Consider the following 17,005-nt stretch of genomic DNA (forward strand, 5'->3'; position numbering starts at 1 on the left):
GGCGGGCTCGCGCTTCCCGCGGCGTCAGTCCGTGTCGAGGGCGGTGGTGATGTCGGCGATGGCCAGCGGGAACTGGCCCACCGGCGTCACCGCGCCGTTGACCAGGTTGACGGTGTAGAGCGTGGCGTTGCCACCCTTGGGGGCGAACGTGGCGAAGCCGGTCAGCGCGGTCGCCTTGCCGTTGACCAGGTCGGTGTGGATCTCGAAGCCCACGCTGCCGTCCGCGTCCACGCCGAGCTTGCCCAGCGGTGCCAGCAGGCCCTTGTTGGCGGGCGACTGGATGATCAGCTCGTCGCTGGCCGGGCTGATGACGTCCAGCTGGGTTCCGGTGTCCGGGTTGAGGTCGTTGTTGGTGTACGCGGCGGCGGTGACGCCCCTGGTCGGCCCGTCGGCGGGCGGCGTGCTCAGCACCGCGTCCTCGACGGTGCTGTGGTCGGAGAGGTTGTGCCGCAGGTTCTGGCCGGTGTCGCTGACCACCCGCAGCCGGTCCGCCGCGGGGTTGAAGTCGACGCCGAAGTTCCTGCCCTCCAGCGGGACCGACAGCTGCGAGACCTTGGTGAAGACCACGTCGGGTGTCGTGGGCGGGGTCTTGATCGAGTAGATGCCACCGGCGTTGCCCAAGCCGTACATCAGGCCGTCCTGGACGCGGGTGTCGATCCCCAGCAGGGTCTTGTCCCCGGTCAGCCCGGTGACGCTGCGGACCCAGTCCAGCACCTGCGGCTTGTCGGTGGTGAAGGTGGCCATCAGGGTGCCGTCGGCGGTGATCCCGTACGCCCGCACGCCGGGGGCCTGGGCCCAGCCGCTGCCCGTCCCGGCTACCACGACCGCCGCCGTGGTGGACACGACCGCGGTCACCGCCGCGATTGCTTTCCTGGTGGCTGCTCTCATCGGTTCTTCCCCCTGGGGCGTTGGTGGGCTGGGCGGGGTGCGACGGTGTCAAGAAGCTAGCCGGCGGGTCTGGACGCCCATTGGACGTGGACTGGACTACGCACTTCAGCGCCTTGTGGGCCTCCGGTGGGGGCAGCAGATTGGTGGGTAGGGCGAATCGGAGGATCGGCTGATGACGTTCAAGCGTGTGATGGCCGCGCTGGCGGGGTGCGCCGCGGTGTGCTCGGCGGTGTCCGCCACCGGGTTCCCGCCCGCCGCGAGCGCGCAGGAGCGCACCTGCGCCTCGACACCGCTGCGCACCGAGCGGGTCGAGCTGGGCGAGCCCGGCTCGTGGCGCTACACCTTCGGCGTCACCTGGTGCGCGGGCAACGGCGCGGTCCTCTGGGCGGACCCGGAGACCACCTACGAACTGCACTCCGCCGACTGCGCGTGGCTGGGGAACCTGGAGGAGTACTCCGGGCCGCTGCCCGGAAACGCGGCCTGGCGGGAGTTCAACATGAACGGGTTCGCGTGCCGCCGGGGTGGCGGGGTGGAGGCGGTGAACCCCTGGGGTGAGTTCATCCTCCGTCCCGACGGCACCTACCAGGTGCGCAGCGGCGTCGAAGCGGACTCCTGAGCGAGGTCAGGGCTCGGCCCGCCGCAGCACGGCGCGGGCGTGCCGCTCGCCGGGGCGGTGACCGGTCTCGCGGTGGACGGCGAGCGCCCGGCGGGCGTGCCAGGCCGCCTGCGCCTGCTCGCCCGCCTCCAGCAGGACTTCGGCGAGCACGCCCAGCGCCAGGCCCGCCAGCGCGCGGTAGCCCGCTCGCTGCGCCAGGGCCAGCGCCTGGCGCGCCGGGTCGGTCCTCGCGGTCGCCGACGCGAGGCCGATGAGCGCGTCGACCTCGGGGTAGCGGTCACCGGTGTCGCGGATCAGCGCGAGCGCCCGCTGGTAGTGGTCGACCGCGTCCTGCCGCTCCCCGCGCGCCTGGTGCACGGCGGCGAGCACCACCAGCGCTTCCGCCTCGGTCCGGGGATCGCCGCTGTCACGGGCCAGCGCGAGACCCGCGCGCGCGTGGTCCATCGCCTCGTCCGGGCGGTCGAGGGCGCGGTGCGCCGCGGCCATGAGACTGCGCGTCTCGGCCTCGACGCCGCGGTTGCCCGCCTCGCGGTGCAGGCCGAGCGCCTCGGTCAGCAGTGCGAGGCCCTCGGCGGTCCGCCCGAGGGCGAGCTGGGTCCGGCCCAGGTTGGTCAGGTTGATCGCCTCGCCGTAGCGGGACCCGATCCGGCGGTACCGCTCCAGCGCCAGGGTGTAGAGCTCGGCCGAGCGCGCCAGCCCGCCCATCTCCCAGTGCACGAGGCCGAGGTTGCCCAGCGCCACGGCCTCACCCGCCGGTTGGCCGATCGCGCGGCTGAGCGCCAGCCCGCGCTCGAACCGGGCGGCGGCGACCGCGAGCCGCCCCGCCTGCCAGTGCACGCAGCCGAGGTTGCCCAGCACGGCGGCCTGGGCCTCGACCCAGCCCGCTCGGCGGGCCAGCAGCAGCGCGTGCGCGTGGTGGCGGACGGCCTGCCGGTACCGGCCCTGGCGGAAGTGCAGGTCGGCGAGGTTGAGGCGGGTGGCGGCCCGCGCGCGGGGATCGCCCGCCGCCTCGGCCGCGGCCAGTCCGGCTTCACCCGCCGCCAGCCACTCCACGCGCCGCGTGCACATCCAGAAGTAGCCGCGCAGGGCGTCGGCGAGCAGCCACGCCACCGGCTCCGGCCCGGCGCTCGCGGCGTGCCGGATCGTCGCGACGAGGTTGCCGCGCTCGCTGTCCAGCCAGTTCGACGCCTGCGCCGCGGTCGTGACACCCGCGGGCGGGCGCACCCCACCGCCCGAGGAGCCGCCGGAGGAGGGCAGCCGCAGCATGTGCGGGTAGAGCAACCGGGCGGCGTGGTCGACCGAGACCAGGTACCAGTCGTGCAGGCGGCGCAGGGCCGCTTCGCGTCGTGCCGGGGACTCCTGCCGCTCCCACTGCTCGGCCGCGTAGAGGCGGAGCAGGTCGTGGAAGCGGTAGCGCCCCGGCGCGTGCCGCTCGACCAGGTGCGCGGCGGCGAGCCGGTCCAGCAGCCGGGCGGCGTGCGCCGGGTCGGTGTCCGCGAGGGCCGCGACCGCCTCGGCGGTGAAGTCCGCGCCGGGCACCACGCTCAGCATCCCGAACAGCCGCCGCGCCTGGTCGGGCAGCGCGGCGCAGGACAGCTCGAAGGCCGTCCGGACCGCGGTCTGCTCGTCGCCCCGCACCGCCAGCGCGGCCAGCACGTTGCCCTCCCGCAGTTCCGCGACGTGGTCCTCGATGCCGCGGCCGGGGTGCTCGGCCAGGTTCGCCGCCGCGATCCGCAGCGCGAGGGGCAGGTGGGCGCACAGCTTGGCGAACTGCAGCGCCGCCTCCTGCTCGGCACGCACCCGCTGGGGCCCCAGCACGTGCCCCAGCAGTTCCACCGCGTCGTCGGGGCTGAGCACGTCCAGGGTGAGCGAGCGGGCGCCGTGCGCGGCGACCAGGCCCGCCATGCTGTCGCGGCCGGTCACCACCACCACGCACCCCGACCCGGCGGGCAGCAGTGGTCGGACCTGCTCGGGGCCCGCGACGTCGTCCAGCAGCACCAGCGCCTTGCGGTCCGTCATCAGCGTCCGGTACAGGGCGGCGGCGGTGTCCGGGTCGAGGGGCACCCGCTCGGCGGGAACGCCCAGGGCGGACAGGAACTGCGCGAGCACCTCGACCGGCTGCGCGGGCGTGCCGTGCGCGTGCCCGCGCAGGTTCGCGTAGAGCTGCCCGTCGGGGAAGCGGTCGCGGACGCGGTGCGCCCAGTGCACGGCCAGCGCCGTCTTGCCCACGCCCGCGGTGCCCGAGATGGCCGCGATGGTCACCGCGCCACCGGATCTCCCGTGGTCGGGCAACAGGCTGTCCAAAGTGGACAGCTGATCGGCTCGGCCGGTGAACCCGAGCGACTCGGGGGGCAGCTGCTTGGGCACCGGGAGCTCGGCGCGCGGCGCCGGGGCGGCGGGCGCGGTGTCCTGGCCGTCGCGCAGCAGCGCCCGGTGGGCCGCGAGGATCTCCGGACCGGGATCCACCCCGAGCTCGTCGAGGAGCCGGTCGCGGACCTCGCGGTAGACCTGGAACGCCCTGGCCCGCTGCCCGGCCGCGTGGTGGGCGCGGATCAGGCGCGCTTGGGCGCGCTCGTCCAGCGGCTGCTCGGCGGCGATCCGGTCGACCTCGCGCAGGACGTCCGAGGCGGCGCCGGTCCCGATCATCGCGTCGCAGTACCTGGCCAGCAGCTCCAGGCGGACCGCGGTCAGCGACACGACCTCCGGGTGCTCGGCGAGGGCGGGGACGTCGAGCAGGACGGGGGCGTGCCACAGCCGCAACGCCTCGCCCAGCGCCGCCGCGACACCGGCCGCGTCACCGTCGCGGTGCGCCTCGTCGGCACGGGCCACCAGGTGCCCGACCCGCAGCAGGTCGATCTCCAGCGCGTCGGGCCGCAGCGCGTAGCCACCGCCGACGTGCCGCAGGACGCCTCCGCTCGACCGCGGCGCCCGATCCGGCTCCAGCAGCCTCCGCAGGTGCTTGACGTGGGTCTGGAGCACGTTCACCGCGCTGCGCGGAGACCGCTGCCCCCACAGCGCGTCCACCAGTTCCCGCTGGGCGACCACCTCGCCGCGGGCGAGCACGAGCAACCCCAGCACCGCCCGCCGCGCGGGCGGGCCGACGGGGACCTCCACGTCGCCGCGCCACACCCGCAACGAACCGAACACCCGGATACGCACGGCCCTGGCTGCCATTGTGGGCCCCCACGATCGCTACAGGTCCAAGATCGTAAGTGAGCCCGTGACGGCCGCACAAGGGCGGCGTGGCGCTCGCCCCGCCGGTTTTCCGCCTGTGGCGTAACCGGTTCCCGCCGGATGCGCGCGGACCTACCGTGGCCGCGTGAGTTCACGGATCACGGGCACGGCGGCGGGCGTGCCGTTCACCGCGCTGCCGCCTCCGGGCGGCGGTGCCGCGCCACTGGTCGTCACCTGGCACATGCTGGACGCGCCGAGGTCGGACGCCGCGTTCGCCGCCGCGCTGCCGATGGCCGGGCTGCCCGCGTGGCGGGTGCACCTCGGGATGCCGATGTGCGGGGCGCGCATGGTCGGCGGCAGCACCGACGCGGTCGTGGCGCTGATGCGCGAGGACCCGCTGATGTCCTTCCTGCACCCGTTCGTCGAGCAGGCGAGCGGGGAGTTCCCGGCCGCGCTGGCGTCGCTGCGCGCGCGGTTCCCGGTCGGGGAGGGGCCGATCGGGGTGCTGGGCGGGTCGCTGGGCGGGGCCGTCGCGCTGCGGGTCCTGGCCGAGGGCGAGGTCCCGGTCTTCGCGGGCGCCGTGGTGAACGCCGCGATCCGGATGCGCTCCGTCGTCGAGCTGTTCCCCGGCGACTACCCGTACGACGCCGAATCCCGGCAGGCCGTGGACGGCCTGGACTTCGTCGCCAAGGCGGACGCCATCGCCGGTCGCGCGCCGCTGCTGGTGGTCAGCGGCGAACTGGACCACCCGGCGCTGCGCGCCGACGCGCTCGACCTGGCCGCCGCCGTGGGGGAGCGGGCCGAGCTGCTGTCGATCCCGGGGTTGGCGCACCCGCTGGCCGAGGAGCCGGGCATCGAGCCCGCGCCGCAGCTGCCGACGGCCCGCGCGGTGGACACCGGCCTGACCGACTGGTTCCGGCGCCACCTCCCGGACGCGAGCCATCCGGGCTGACCGGTCGCGGGCTGGATCGCGCGGCGGCACCGGGAGCAGCATTGCGGGCATGACGAACCCACCCGCAGACCCGGCCGAGGAAGTCCTCGCCGAAGCCATGGGGCACCTGTACCCCGCCGCGCTGCGCGCGGCCGCGCTGCTCGGCGTCGCCGAACAGCTGGCGGACGGGCCGCGCGATCCCGCCGACCTGGCGGGCGCGGTCGGCGCGAACGCCCCCTACCTGCGCAGGCTGCTGCGGTTCCTGGCCACCCGCGGGGTCTTCCGCGAGGACGAGGACGGCAGGTTCCACCTCACCCCGCGCGCGGACGTCCTGCGCGCCGACGCCCCCAGGACGGTCAAACCGTCGGTGCTCGCGATCACCTCGGAGTTCATCTGGCTGCCCACCACGCACGTCGTGGAAGCGGTCCGCCACGGGCGGCCTGCCTTCGACCGGCGCTTCGGACACCCGTTCTTCGACCACCTCGCCGCGCACCCGGCCGAGGCCGCGCTGTTCAACGAGGGCATGGCGAACTTCTCGGCCACCGAGGACGAGCGGATCACGGCCGCCTACGACTTCCCCGGATCGGGCGTGGTGGTCGACGTCGGCGGGGGCTACGGCGCCCTGCTGCTGGGGGTGCTGCGCGCCCGTCCGGGTCTGCGCGGCGTGCTGTTCGACCAGGAGGCCGTGCTGGCGGGCCACGTGCTCGGGCGGTTGGGCGAGGACGACCGCTGGGAGGTCGTCGCGGGCGACTTCTTCGAATCGGTGCCCGAGGGGGACCTCCACCTGCTCAAGAACGTCCTGCACGACTGGAGCGACGAGCAGTGCGTGCGCGTCCTGGGCAACTGCCGCCGCGCCCTGCGCCCCGGCGGCCGGGTGCTCGCCGTCGAGGCGGTCATCCCACCCGGCAACGACCCGCACTTCGGCAAGCTGCTGGACATGTCCATGCTCGTGCTGCTGACCGGGCACGAGCGCACCGAGCCGGAGTTCCGGGAGCTGTTCGACCGCGCCGGTCTCCGGGTCACCCGCGTGGTGCCCACCGCGGGCGCGCTGTCCCTGGTCGAGGCGGAGGTCGCGGACTGAGCCCGGTCAGCCCGCGGGGGGAGGCGGCGTCCGCGCCGACCGGATCGCCGCGACCCGCCTGCCGAGCACGCCGTGCCGCGGCCCGAACAGGTAGGCCAGCAGGAACACCGCGCCCTGCACCAGCACCACCATGCCGCCGGAGGCGGTGTTGAGGTGGTAGCTCAGGTACAGGCCGACCACCGACGCGCAGACCGACAGCGCCGGGGCGATCACCAGCATCCGCCCCAGCCGGTCGGTGAGCAGGTGGGCGGTCGAGCCGGGGATGATCAGCATCGCCACCACCAGCACCACGCCGACCACCTGCAGGGCCACCACGCAGGTCAGCGCCAGCAGGCCCAGCAGGGCCGCGCCGATCAGGCGCGGGTTGAGCCCGATGGCGTGGGCGTGCACGGGGTCGAAGGCGTAGAGGGTGAAGTCGCGGCGCTTGAGCAGCAGGACCAGCAGCGCGGCGCCGCCGATCGCGGTGATCTGGACGAGGTCGGCGCGGTCGACGCCGAGCAGGTTGCCGAAGACGACGTGGTGCAGGTCGACCTGGCTCGGCGTCACCGAGATCAGCACCAGCCCCAGGGCGAACAGCGTGCTGAACACGATGCCGATCGCGGCGTCCTCCTTGACCCGGCTGGTGTCGCGGACCACGCCGATGAGCGCGACGGCGAGGAACCCGAACACCGCCGCGCCCAGCGCGAAGGGGACGCCCACGACGTAGGCCAGCACCACGCCCGGCAGCACGGCGTGCGACACCGCGTCCCCCATCAGGGACCAGCCGATGAGCACCAGCCAGCAGGACAGCACCGCGCACACGGCGGCGGCGGTCACCGTGGCGGCCAGCGCCCGGACCATGAACCCGTAGCCCATGGGCACCACGAGCAGCTCGTGCGGGCTCACGCGGGTTCCCCCTCGCGGAGCCCCACGTCGAGCCCGAACGCGCGCGCGAGGTTGTCCGGCCGCAGCACCTCCTGCGGGCTGCCGTGCACGAGGACCCGGCGCATCAGCAACACCGCCTCGTCGGCCAGGTCGGGCAGCGAACGCAGGTCGTGGGTGGACACCAGCACCGCCGCGCCGTCCGCGGCCAGTTCCCGCAGCAGCCGCGTGATGGTGCCCTCCGACCGCTTGTCCACGCCCGCGAACGGCTCGTCCAGCAGCAGCACGCGGGCTTGCTGGGCGATGCCGCGGGCGACGAACGCCCGCTTGCGCTGCCCGCCGGAGAGCCCGCCGATCCGCCGGTCCGCGAGGTCGGTCAGGCCGACCCGGTCCAGCGCCCGGTCGACCGCCTCGTGGTCGACGCGGCGCGGGCGGCGGGTCAAGCCCAGTCCGCCGTGCCGCCCCGTCATCACCACCTCCCGCACCGACACCGGGAACGCCCAGTCCACCGCCTCGCTCTGAGGCACGTAGGCCACCGTGCCGCCGCGCCGGGCCAGCGCGGGCGGACCGCCCCTGACCCGCACCGCGCCGCGTTCCGGCCGCACCAGGCCGGTGATCGTCTTGAACAGCGTGGACTTGCCCGAGCCGTTCACGCCCACCAGCCCGCACACCCGGCCCGCGCCCAGCGCCAGGCTGACCCGGTCCAGCGCCAGCACGTCGCCGTAGCGCACGGTCACGCCGTCGACCTCCACCGCGTTCACCCGGCCCCCCGCGTCAGCGCGCCCGCGATGGTCCGCGCGTCGTGGCGGAGCAGCTCCAGGTAGGTCGGCACCGGACCGTCCGCTGTGGACAGCGAGTCCACGTAGAGCACGCCGCCGAAGGCGGCCCCGGTGGCGGCGACGACCTGCCGCATCGGGGCGTCGGACACGGTGGACTCGCAGAACACCGCGGGGACCGCGTTGGCCCGCACGAACTCGATCACGTCCGCTACCCGCCGCGGCGTGGCCTGCTGCTCGGCGTTGACCGCCCACAGGTAGCGCTCGGTCAGCCCCGCGTCGCGCGCCAGGTAGGAGAACGCGCCCTCGCAGGTGACCAGCGCCCGCTTGTCGGGCGGCAGCACCGCCAGCGCCGCCACCAGGTCGTCGTGCACCCGCCGCAGCTCGCCCCGGTAGCGCTCGCCGTTGGCCCGGAACGCCGCGGCGTGCTCGGGGGCCAGCCCGCTGAACGCCTCGACCAGGTTGTCCACGTAAGTCCGCACGTTCAGCGGCGACATCCACGCGTGCGGGTTCGGCTTGCCCGCGTAGGCGTCCTCGGCGATGGCGACGGGTTCCACGCCGTCGCTGACCACCACGTGCGGCGCGTCGACCTCGGCGACGAACCGCTCGAACCACGCCTCCAGGCCCAGCCCGTTGTCGACCACCAGGTCCGCCTCGGCGGCCTTGGCGACGTCCTCGGGGGTCGGCTCGTAGCCGTGGACCTCCGCGCCCGGCTTGGTGATGGACTCGACCCGCAGGTGCTCCCCCGCGACGGTGGCGGCGATGTCGGCGAGCACCGTGAACGTGGTCAGCACCACCGGCCGGTCGTCCGACGCCGTGGCGTCCGTTCCGCCGCACCTGGTGGTGAGCAGCGCCGCCGCGGCGGCGGCCGCGCTGATGACGCTGATCCGCTTGGACATGCCCGGACCGTAAGGTGGGGTTGGTCCGGTCGACAGGCCCGTGCACCGAAAAGCGAGCGCGGCCACCTCTTCCGGCCCCTGGGGGGCGACACCGCGCAGACGCTGGGCAGCGGTCCTGCCGACGAGCGGTTCCGGTGTTGGGCCATGTGGTGGGCGTGTCGGCCTTGCGGCCCGGCGACGGGCATGAGGGATCATGCGGGCCATGACGCTGCTGCTCCTGCCCTGCGACGTGCTCAACCCCCGCCGTGTCGACGAGCACTTCGCGGCAGAGGCGGAGGCCGCTCGCGCGGCCGGGCTGGAGGTCGCCCTGGTCGACCACGACGCGCTGGCCCGCTCGGGCGACGCCGACCGGGCGGTGCGCCGGGTGCCGGAGGGCGGCGAGGCGGTCTACCGGGGGTGGATGCTGCGCGCGGAGCGGTACGCGGCGTTCGCCGAAGCGCTGCGGCGGCGCGGCGTGGTGCCCAAGACCGGTGCCGAGCAGTACCGCCGGGCGCACGAGCTGCCCGGCTGGTACCGCGACCTGGCCGCGGTGACGCCGCGCTCGGCGTGGACCGGGGGCGACGACCGGGCGGACTTCGACCGCGCCCGCCGTGAGCTGGGCGCCGGTCCGGCGGTGCTGCGCGACTACACCAAGTCGATGAAGCACTACTGGCACGAGGCGGCGTTCATCCCCGAGCTCGGTGACGGCGACGCGGCGTGCGTCACGGTCGACCTCGCCCTGCGCGAGGACGGGGCGTGGCGGGTGGTCGAACTCGGCGACGGCCAGGTCAGCGACCGGCCCGCCAGCATCCCGCCCGCAGCCCTGATCGACCTGCTGCGCGAGCTCTGACCAACCCCGCGCCCGCGCGACTGCCCGGACGGGCTACTCGGGGCAGCGCCGGACCGCGAGCAGGGCGATGTCGTCGGTGGCGGGGGTGCTGCCCACCATGGTGGCCATGATCCGCACGCAGGCCGTCTCGGACGGCGTCGGGGACACGGCCTGCCGCAGCTGTTCCAAGCGCTCGTCCAGGTTCGCCTCGCGACGCTCCACCAGGCCGTCGGTGTACAGCGCGACCAGGGCGCCGGGCGGCACGTCCACCTGGGCGGCGCGGCGGCCGGAGACGGCCAGGTGGTAGCCGAGCGGCGGGCCGACGGGCACGTCGACGAACCCGGCCTCCATGCCCGGCACGGCCAGGACGGGCGGCAGGTGGCCCGCCAGGGCGAGGTCCATGCGGTGGGTCGCGGTGTCGATCACGGCGTAGGCGACCGTGGCCATGGTGTTGGCCTCGAAGTGGCTGGCCTTGCGGTCGAGCTTGCCCAGCACCTCGGCGGGGTCGGCGAACTCCAGGGCGTAGGCGCGCAGCGCGCTGCGCAGGCGGCCCATGACGATCGCGGCGGCCAGCCCGCTGCCCACCACGTCGCCGATCACCAGCCCGACGCGCCCGCCGGGCAGGTGGAACACGTCGTACCAGTCGCCGCCGACACCGCTGTCGGTGCCGGGGACGTAGCGGGCGGCCATCTCCCAGCCCTCGGTGGCGGGCAGGTGACTGGGCAGCAGGCTGTCCTGCAGCACGGCGGCCGCGGCCCGCTCGGACTGCGACCGGTGCATGTGCGCGGCCACCGCGAGCCGGTCGGCGACCAGCTGCAGCAGCTCGACCTCGGTGTCGGAGAACCGCCGGGGCGCGGTGCTGCCGACGTGCAGCACACCCACCAGGTCGCCCTGGGCGGTCATCGGCACGCCCAGCAGGACGCGCAGGCCCCGCTCCCACAGCAGGGGGTTGACCACCGTGGACTCGTCGACGTGCTCGACCCGCACCGGCTCCCGGCGCTGGGCCACCTCTCCGGCGAAACCCGTGCCCACCACCACCCGGACGCCCTGGAAGACCTCCTCGTCCAGGCCGGAACTGGCCCTGGCCACCAACTGCTCGCCGCTGGCGTCGGCCAGCAGGACGGTGACGGTGTCGACCGCGAACAGCTCGCGCACCCGCCACAGCAGCACCTCGAACAGCTTGTCCAGCTGGAACTCCAGCAGTGCGCTGTCGGTGATCGCTTCCAGCACGCGCAGCCGCAGCTCCGGGTTCTGCCCGTCGTCCATCCGAACAATCCCGTCCACGTTCCGACCCCCGCACGACCAGTGAACAACACGAGCACGTGACGGGCGTCATACTGCTGGTGCCGAACACATCAGAGTACCTGGTGAATAGTGAGCCTAGCTAATCAGATCGTCGCGGTGAGGGTTTTGAGCTGGTCGAACGACTGGCGCACGATCCGCGCCAGGTCCTGGTCGGCAGGCCCGCTCAGCCAGTGCTCGAACGCCACGCGCAGGACCGCGATGCCCGCCTCGGCCGCCAGGCTCGCCTCCGGGTCCGCGACACCCCGGCGGCGCAGCCCGTCGGCGATGGCGGCGGACAGCGATGCCAGCTTGATCAGTTCGCGTTCCCGCAGCTCCGCGTTGGCCGAGATGATCGAGTAGCGCTGTCGGGCGGTCTCGTGCTGCCCTCCGAGCACCGCCGCGGCGGCGTCGAGGGCGGCCAGGACGGCCGTCATCGTCGACGCCGAGGCAGGAGCGTCCTCGACGGCTTCGGCGAGGCGGTCGAGCAGGACGGCCGAGCTCGCGAAGAGCACCTCGCGCTTGTCGGCGAAGTGCCGGAAGAACGTCCTGGCCGTCAGCCCCGCCCGCTGGGCGATCTCGGCCACCGTCGTCTGCTCGTACCCGCGTTCGACGAAGAGCTCCATCGCGGCCTGCCTCAGTCGGCCGCTCGCGTCGGGCTCCCATCGACTCATGGCGCGATCCTAGGACATGTCACGTGATGACATGGTCTGCCACGTTGAGGTGACCTCCATTGCGGTCCGCCCACCCGCTCGGTACTGCTCCTGGTAGCCGTCGCGCCGAAGGAGGCCCACGTGAACCCGGATCTGCTGCGCAACTACCTCGTCCAGCACCACGTGGGACGCCGTGACCTGCTGCGCCTGGCGGGCGCGGCGGGCGCGGCCCACCTGGTGGCCGCGGCTCCCGCCGCCGCGGCACCCGACGCGGGCGGCCTGGACGACACGCCGTTCGACTACGCCGACCCGGCGAACCTGGCCGACTGGGCGCCCAGCCGGTACGGGCCCGACGACCAGCGCGGCGCGCTCAACGAGGTCACCCCGGCCAAGACCGCCGCCGCCCTGGCGCTGCTGCGGCCCCGCCGCGAGGTCACCACCTACAACCTGGGCGAGCTGATGTGGAACGGCTTCCCGGCGTTCAGCACCGACCCCCGCCGCACCTACGAGCAGCGGCTCACCATCTGGGGCTACCCGCCGCCGCCCGGCTTCCAGGAGCAGGGCGGCGTCCTGGTGTCGCTGGAGCCGCTGGGCGCCAACCGGGTCAGCGTCCACGAGGAGCGGTTCGAGGCGGAGTTCTCGACCAGACACCCGAAACCGCTCGCCACCACCTTCCAGATCGGCAGCCAGCTGGACAACCTCAACCACGTCGGCGCGGCCGAGTTCTTCTACAACGGCCTGCGCGGACCGGACATCGCCCGCGCCCACGGCACGATCCGGCTCGGCGCGGAGAACGTGGGACCGGTGGTCACCCGCGGCGTGCTGCTGGACGTGCTGGGCGTCAAGCTCGCCCAAGGCCGCGCGGAGGACCTGGCGGAACCGACGACAGGTGGTCGTCCGCTGCTGCGCGAGAACTACCGCATCACCGTGGAGGACATCCGCGACGCCCTGGAGTTCGGCGGCGTCGAACGGGTCGAGCCCGGTGACGCGGTGCTGTTCCGCACCGGCTGGAGCGGGCTGCTGGCCCACCGGCACCCGGACGACCTCGCCCGCTGGGCGGGCTCGCGCGGCCTGCCCGGCATCTACCTGCGCGAAGCCCGCTGGCTGGCCCGCTCCCGGCCGGCGATCGTCGGCGGCGACACCTGGGCGCTGGAGGTGCTGGGCAACCCGGTCAACGACGACGGCAGCGCCTTCCCGGTGCACCAGGAGCTGATCATGCGCCACGGCATCCGCATCGGGGAGTCCTACGTCGTGGACCGTCTCGCCGCCGACCGCGTGCACGAGTTCGTGTTCATCGTGACGCCGCAGTACTCCCAGGGGGCGACCGCGGGCAACACCCCGCCCGCCGCGCTGGGGCAGCCCCGGCGGCGCTGAACGGCCGCGTGCCCGGCACCACGTGGGTGGCGCCGGGCACGCGGGTCCATCAACTGCCTGCGCAGGTGAGCGTTGGCGTGCTGGGTGATCCGGTGGACGACCCGAGGAAGCCGAACGTGGTGCTCGCGCCCGCCGCCAGCGAGCCGTTGTGGGAGGCGTTGCGGGCGGTGATCGACGCACCCTGGTTGGTCAGCGCCGTGTTCCACGACTGGTTGACCACCTCACCGCCTGCCGCGGTCCAGGACACGCTCCAGCCGTTGATCGCCGACGCGCCCGCGGTGACCCGGACCTCGGCCTGGAACCCACCGGACCACTGGCCGGTCACGGTGTAGGTCGCGGCGCAGCCCGCCGTGCCGGGCGCGGTCGTGCCGCCCCACCCCTCCGCGGAGTCCAGCCAGGCGATGCGGCGCGCCGTCCAGTCCCGCAGGTGCTGCACCTGGCCTTCCCAGGTGGGTGCGGTGGGGGTGATGAAAGGACCGACCATCCGCGTGCTGAGGATCGGCCAGCGCTGGAAGTTGCGCTGCGCGGCGTTGGTCAGCGGCCGGGCCAGCGCCTCGATCCTGGTCTGCAGCGCGGAGTCGGAGAGCACGCCGCGGCGCAGCGACTGCCAGCGCGCCTTGAGCTCGGTGACGAAGGCGGGGTCGCGCAGCAGTTGGGCGTACCAGTCGTTGGCCACCGGCTGCCGGGTCTGCAGGTGCTGCCAGCCCGCCGCCTGGTCGTTCTGGAAGTACCCGCCCACGCCGTAGGTGAGGTCGAAGTCCCACAGCGGACCGGCGAAGATCTTGGTGTCCCGGTCCTTGTAGAAGTGGGAGCTGCGGATGTAGGCGTCCATGTTGCGGCTGAGCTCGTTGACGATCAGGTTGTCGATGAAAGAGCCGACGTCGATGTACTTCCGGTAGCCGGTCGCCGGGTCGGCGAAGTTCGGCGCTCTGAGCACGTCGTGGAACTCCTGTATGTGGTTGCGCAGCCAGTCCCGCTGGGCGGGCTGCAGCGGCGACGGGTCGACCACTTCGAGGTAGTTCCAGCAGGAGGCCGCGGGGCCGGTGCACGGCAGCGTCGGCTCCTCGGCTGCCAGCCACTCGAACTTCCAGATGTACCCGCCCTGGATCGCGGGCAGGGTCGTGTCGGTCTCCTTGAGCTTCTTGAGGTTCAACCGGTTCTTGCTGTTCTTGATCGTCTCGATGAGCAGGTAGACGCCCATGTAGTCGTTGGCGCCCACCGGGGTGGTGTCGGTGTTGAGGTAGAACTCGACGAACGAGTACCGCGGGGCCTTCAGCCCCATCTCCCTGCCCAGCTCGAAGGTAAGCGCTTCCCGGATCAGCGACTTGTCCGGGTAGGGCCCGCGCAGCACCCAGTCGGAGTCGGCGGGCATCCCCAGCACCGGGTAGTCGGCGTCATCGTTGGCGTTGTCGTGGAACTCCATGCGGTACGGCGTCTTCTCGAACATCGCCGACGACTGCCCGCGCAGCCGGACCCCGGCACGGGTGGCCACCGCCGGGGCCTCGGCCAGCGACGTGGTTCCCCCGCTGCCGGGCTGGAAGATCATGGCGGCGGCGTCGATGTCCTGGCGTCCCGGCTTGCCCGCGCCGTAGGAGTCGATCAGCACCAGCGGCAGGTCGTGCGCCGTGGTGGTCTCGCGCGCGGCGTACATGGCCGTTCCGGGGGCCCCGGAGGCGGTCCCGCCGACGAACGCCTGCGCGCGCAGCTGGGTGGTGCGGGTGAACTGCAGCGGGGTGCCCTGGTAGAGCTGGGACTGCGCGGTGGGCAGCGTCCCGTCGGTGGTGTAGCGGATCTGGGCCCCGCTGATCGCGGTGCTCAGCGACACCGACACCTGCCCCTGGAAAGTGCCGCTGGGCACGGAGAAGACGATGTCGCCGGTCAGGTCGCCCGCCGCGCTCGCGGCGGGGTCGGCGGCCTGGCCGCCGGGGGCGGGGGCGGCACCCGCCGATAACGGGACGAGGAGCCCGGCGAGGAGCACGGCGGCGACCGCGACCCCTCCGGTGCGGTGAGTCAGACGCACGATGCCTCCTGCTCGGGTCGGTGGGACGTGGTCGGTGCCTGCTCCACCGACGGGATGGTGCTGCGGAAGTGGCGGCGCAGCGTCCGCCGCCACGGCACGTCGGGCAGGTCCAGGCGCAGGGCGGCCAGCCCGGTGGCGTACTTGGAGATGCGGACGGGCCGGATGCCCATCTGCCACAGCATCCGGTCGACCGGGGTGGCGGCCGAAGCGCTCTTGGTCTCGACCACGGCCAGCGCGGGCAGCCGCAGCGTGGACTCGGCGTCCCGCCAGGTCAGCCCCAGGTCGACGGTGACCCGGCTGGCCGATGCGGGCAGCAGCAGGGTGGCGCGCTGGTAGTCGGTGATCAGGACCGGGTCCAGGGAGCTGCCCGCCGCGGGGCCGAGCGACTCGCGGGTGAGCGCCTCGTCGATGAAGTCGCGGCCGGGGCGCACGGTGCCGCAGTCCCGCGGGTGGTACGGCAGCCGGTGCTTGGTGATGCTGCCCCGCGCACCGCTGATCTTGACCTCCAGCCAGCACTCGGCGGAGTCGAGGTAGGTGCGGGTGCGCACCTTGAACCGGCGGCGCCTGCGGTAGGCCGCGCAGTGGTAGCTGGCCAGCCGAGGGGTGTCGAAGTACACCGACTCGTAGCGGAAGGTGCGCTGCCCGCCGATGTCCAGCACCTTGGCGAACGGCTCGACCTGCTCCAGCAGGCGCGGCAGCGTCGAGGTGGGGATGAGGTACTTGCGGTCCACCCTGGTCTGCAGCGCGGCGCGGTCGACCAGTTCGGCCAGCCCGACGGCGGCCAGCCGGGCAAGGGCCGCCGTGACGGGCGTCGTGGTCATCGGTGTGCTCCCGACCGTGCGGGGGTCCCCGTCGCGGCGGGCAGGCCGCGGTCGGTCAGCGCGTACCGGACGTCGACCACGGTCGTCTCGTTGACCATGTCGAGCCGCTGCACGGTGACGGCGTGCACCCTGGCGTTGAGCAGCTGCTCCAGGTGGGCGATGAGCGCGACGTGGTCGGTGATGGCCGAGTCGAGCACCAGGATCTGGTGCCGGTAGTTCCGCAACAGCCGCCGGTGGTCGCCGAGGAACATCACCACGACGATGAGCGCCATCAGACCGCCGTTGAGCCACACCGAGCTGGTGCTCAACGCGCCCAGGATGCCCAGCGCGAGGGCGGAGAAGTAGTACGCGACCTCGTGCTGGTCCAGTTCGGTCGAGCGCAGGCGGATGATGGACAGCACGCCGAACAGCGCCATTCCCAGCCCGAGCCCGGCGCCGACGTTGCTGGAGCTCAGCGCGCTGGCGACGGCGAGGACGCCCGCGTTGACCCCTAAGTAGGCGACGACCAGGTCGCGGCGGCGGTGGCGTGGGAAGTAGAGCCCGAACACGAGCAGTACCACCGCGCAGATGTCGATGGCGAACAAGACGAGCTGGGACATCTCGTACGTTCCTCCTGAGCCGCTGCTGGTCGGCCAGGCGCCGCCCGCGTCTTGGCGGGGGTCTGCAGGACGGTCGCCGAAACTTTTCGTGCCTTCAGGTAAACTTTCGGGAACCCGTTCGAAACCATAGGTGCATGACGGGTGTCACGTCAATGAACTTCCGGCACGCCAACGTATACCAAAAGGGCGAATCTGCCCCAGGTTGGACCGATTAAGCTGCGGT

Annotated in this window: 15 protein-coding genes; 5 read left to right on the forward strand and 10 right to left on the reverse strand. The window is 73.4% G+C overall.

The window, feature by feature from the left end; translation table 11 throughout:
- Positions 1–24: 24 nt before the first annotated feature.
- Entirely contained in the window at positions 25–888 is an 864-nt protein-coding gene (locus IEZ00_RS22000) for a DUF4394 domain-containing protein (RefSeq protein ID WP_189225202.1), read from the reverse strand.
- Positions 889–1,060: 172 nt separating this feature from the next.
- On the opposite strand from IEZ00_RS22000, the gene IEZ00_RS22005 reads away from it, so the two are divergent.
- Entirely contained in the window at positions 1,061–1,504 is a 444-nt protein-coding gene (locus IEZ00_RS22005; RefSeq protein ID WP_189225203.1) for a hypothetical protein, read from the forward strand.
- A 6-nt stretch (positions 1,505–1,510) separates the two neighbouring features.
- Here IEZ00_RS22005 and IEZ00_RS22010 read toward each other — a convergent pair whose 3' ends face one another.
- Positions 1,511–4,663: an AfsR/SARP family transcriptional regulator gene (locus IEZ00_RS22010; protein WP_229795974.1), complete on the reverse strand. Its 3,153-nt coding sequence runs from the start codon at positions 4,661–4,663 to the stop codon at positions 1,511–1,513.
- Between the two features lie 160 nt (positions 4,664–4,823).
- Here IEZ00_RS22010 and IEZ00_RS22015 point away from each other — a divergent pair, with 160 nt between their 5' ends.
- Together IEZ00_RS22015 and IEZ00_RS22020 are read left to right on the forward strand one after the other, a co-directional pair.
- Positions 4,824–5,630: an alpha/beta hydrolase family protein gene (locus IEZ00_RS22015; protein ID WP_189225205.1), complete on the forward strand. Its 807-nt coding sequence runs from the start codon at positions 4,824–4,826 to the stop codon at positions 5,628–5,630.
- Positions 5,631–5,679: 49 nt separating this feature from the next.
- Positions 5,680–6,690 (forward strand): methyltransferase, encoded by a 1,011-nt coding sequence (locus IEZ00_RS22020; protein ID WP_189225206.1) that lies wholly within the window; start codon positions 5,680–5,682, stop codon positions 6,688–6,690.
- A 6-nt stretch (positions 6,691–6,696) separates the two neighbouring features.
- On the opposite strand, the gene IEZ00_RS22025 is transcribed toward IEZ00_RS22020, so the two are convergent.
- Genes IEZ00_RS22025 through IEZ00_RS22035 form a run of 3 tightly spaced genes read right to left on the reverse strand, consistent with a single transcriptional unit; the run spans position 6,697 to position 9,226 of the window.
- A complete protein-coding gene (locus IEZ00_RS22025) occupies positions 6,697–7,545 on the reverse strand; it encodes a metal ABC transporter permease (RefSeq protein ID WP_244991202.1) in 849 nt (282 codons plus the stop codon).
- Between the two features lie 26 nt (positions 7,546–7,571).
- A complete protein-coding gene (locus IEZ00_RS22030; RefSeq protein ID WP_189225207.1) occupies positions 7,572–8,312 on the reverse strand; it encodes a metal ABC transporter ATP-binding protein in 741 nt (246 codons plus the stop codon).
- On the reverse strand, positions 8,309–9,226 hold the full coding sequence (locus IEZ00_RS22035; RefSeq protein WP_189225208.1) for a metal ABC transporter substrate-binding protein: 918 nt from the start codon (positions 9,224–9,226) through the stop codon (positions 8,309–8,311). The genes IEZ00_RS22030 and IEZ00_RS22035 overlap by 4 nt, the downstream gene beginning before the upstream one ends.
- A 202-nt stretch (positions 9,227–9,428) precedes the next feature.
- Between IEZ00_RS22035 and IEZ00_RS22040 the strand changes: the two genes are divergently transcribed.
- The gene (locus IEZ00_RS22040) at positions 9,429–10,055 is read left to right on the forward strand and encodes an ATP-grasp domain-containing protein (protein WP_189225209.1); all 627 of its coding nucleotides are present in this window, start codon (positions 9,429–9,431) and stop codon (positions 10,053–10,055) included.
- A 33-nt stretch (positions 10,056–10,088) separates the two neighbouring features.
- Here IEZ00_RS22040 and IEZ00_RS22045 read toward each other — a convergent pair whose 3' ends face one another.
- Both IEZ00_RS22045 and IEZ00_RS22050 read right to left on the reverse strand, forming a co-directional pair.
- Positions 10,089–11,300: a PP2C family protein-serine/threonine phosphatase gene (locus tag IEZ00_RS22045; protein WP_189225319.1), complete on the reverse strand. Its 1,212-nt coding sequence runs from the start codon at positions 11,298–11,300 to the stop codon at positions 10,089–10,091.
- Positions 11,301–11,422: 122 nt separating this feature from the next.
- Entirely contained in the window at positions 11,423–11,989 is a 567-nt protein-coding gene (locus IEZ00_RS22050; RefSeq protein WP_189225210.1) for a TetR/AcrR family transcriptional regulator, read from the reverse strand.
- A 120-nt stretch (positions 11,990–12,109) separates the two neighbouring features.
- Between IEZ00_RS22050 and IEZ00_RS22055 the strand changes: the two genes are divergently transcribed.
- Positions 12,110–13,342 carry a cyclase family protein gene (locus tag IEZ00_RS22055; RefSeq protein WP_189225211.1) on the forward strand — a complete coding sequence of 411 codons (1,233 nt, stop codon included), beginning with the start codon at positions 12,110–12,112 and terminating at the stop codon, positions 13,340–13,342.
- 49 nt (positions 13,343–13,391) lie between these two features.
- Here the strand turns inward: IEZ00_RS22055 and IEZ00_RS22060 are convergent, their stop codons facing one another.
- Genes IEZ00_RS22060 through IEZ00_RS22070 form a run of 3 tightly spaced genes read right to left on the reverse strand, consistent with a single transcriptional unit; the run spans position 13,392 to position 16,782 of the window.
- Positions 13,392–15,362: a CotH kinase family protein gene (locus IEZ00_RS22060; protein WP_229795975.1), complete on the reverse strand. Its 1,971-nt coding sequence runs from the start codon at positions 15,360–15,362 to the stop codon at positions 13,392–13,394.
- Complete coding sequence (locus tag IEZ00_RS22065; protein ID WP_189225212.1) at positions 15,353–16,183, reverse strand: polyphosphate polymerase domain-containing protein; 831 nt, start codon at positions 16,181–16,183, stop codon at positions 15,353–15,355. The genes IEZ00_RS22060 and IEZ00_RS22065 overlap by 10 nt, the downstream gene beginning before the upstream one ends.
- Positions 16,180–16,782, reverse strand: coding sequence for a DUF4956 domain-containing protein (locus IEZ00_RS22070; RefSeq protein WP_189225213.1), 603 nt, complete (start codon positions 16,780–16,782; stop codon positions 16,180–16,182). The genes IEZ00_RS22065 and IEZ00_RS22070 overlap by 4 nt, the downstream gene beginning before the upstream one ends.
- Between the last annotated feature and the right edge of the window lie 223 nt (positions 16,783–17,005).

This window comes from Saccharothrix coeruleofusca (assembly GCF_014648515.1).
Taxonomy (GTDB): Bacteria; Actinomycetota; Actinomycetes; order Mycobacteriales; family Pseudonocardiaceae; genus Actinosynnema; species Actinosynnema coeruleofuscum.

What these genes read in the sequence shown, in the direction of transcription:
- IEZ00_RS22000 (WP_189225202.1), bottom strand. Translation starts at nt 888, where the DNA reads ATGAGAGCAGCCACCAGGAAAGCAATCGCGGCGGTGACCGCGGTCGTG.
- IEZ00_RS22005 (WP_189225203.1), top strand. Translation starts at nt 1,061, where the DNA reads ATGACGTTCAAGCGTGTGATGGCCGCGCTGGCGGGGTGCGCCGCGGTG.
- IEZ00_RS22020 (WP_189225206.1), top strand. Translation starts at nt 5,680, where the DNA reads ATGACGAACCCACCCGCAGACCCGGCCGAGGAAGTCCTCGCCGAAGCC.
- IEZ00_RS22025 (WP_244991202.1), bottom strand. Translation starts at nt 7,545, where the DNA reads ATGGGCTACGGGTTCATGGTCCGGGCGCTGGCCGCCACGGTGACCGCC.
- IEZ00_RS22035 (WP_189225208.1), bottom strand. Translation starts at nt 9,226, where the DNA reads ATGTCCAAGCGGATCAGCGTCATCAGCGCGGCCGCCGCCGCGGCGGCG.
- IEZ00_RS22040 (WP_189225209.1), top strand. Translation starts at nt 9,429, where the DNA reads ATGACGCTGCTGCTCCTGCCCTGCGACGTGCTCAACCCCCGCCGTGTC.
- IEZ00_RS22045 (WP_189225319.1), bottom strand. Translation starts at nt 11,300, where the DNA reads ATGGACGACGGGCAGAACCCGGAGCTGCGGCTGCGCGTGCTGGAAGCG.
- IEZ00_RS22050 (WP_189225210.1), bottom strand. Translation starts at nt 11,989, where the DNA reads ATGAGTCGATGGGAGCCCGACGCGAGCGGCCGACTGAGGCAGGCCGCG.
- IEZ00_RS22065 (WP_189225212.1), bottom strand. Translation starts at nt 16,183, where the DNA reads ATGACCACGACGCCCGTCACGGCGGCCCTTGCCCGGCTGGCCGCCGTC.
- IEZ00_RS22070 (WP_189225213.1), bottom strand. Translation starts at nt 16,782, where the DNA reads ATGTCCCAGCTCGTCTTGTTCGCCATCGACATCTGCGCGGTGGTACTG.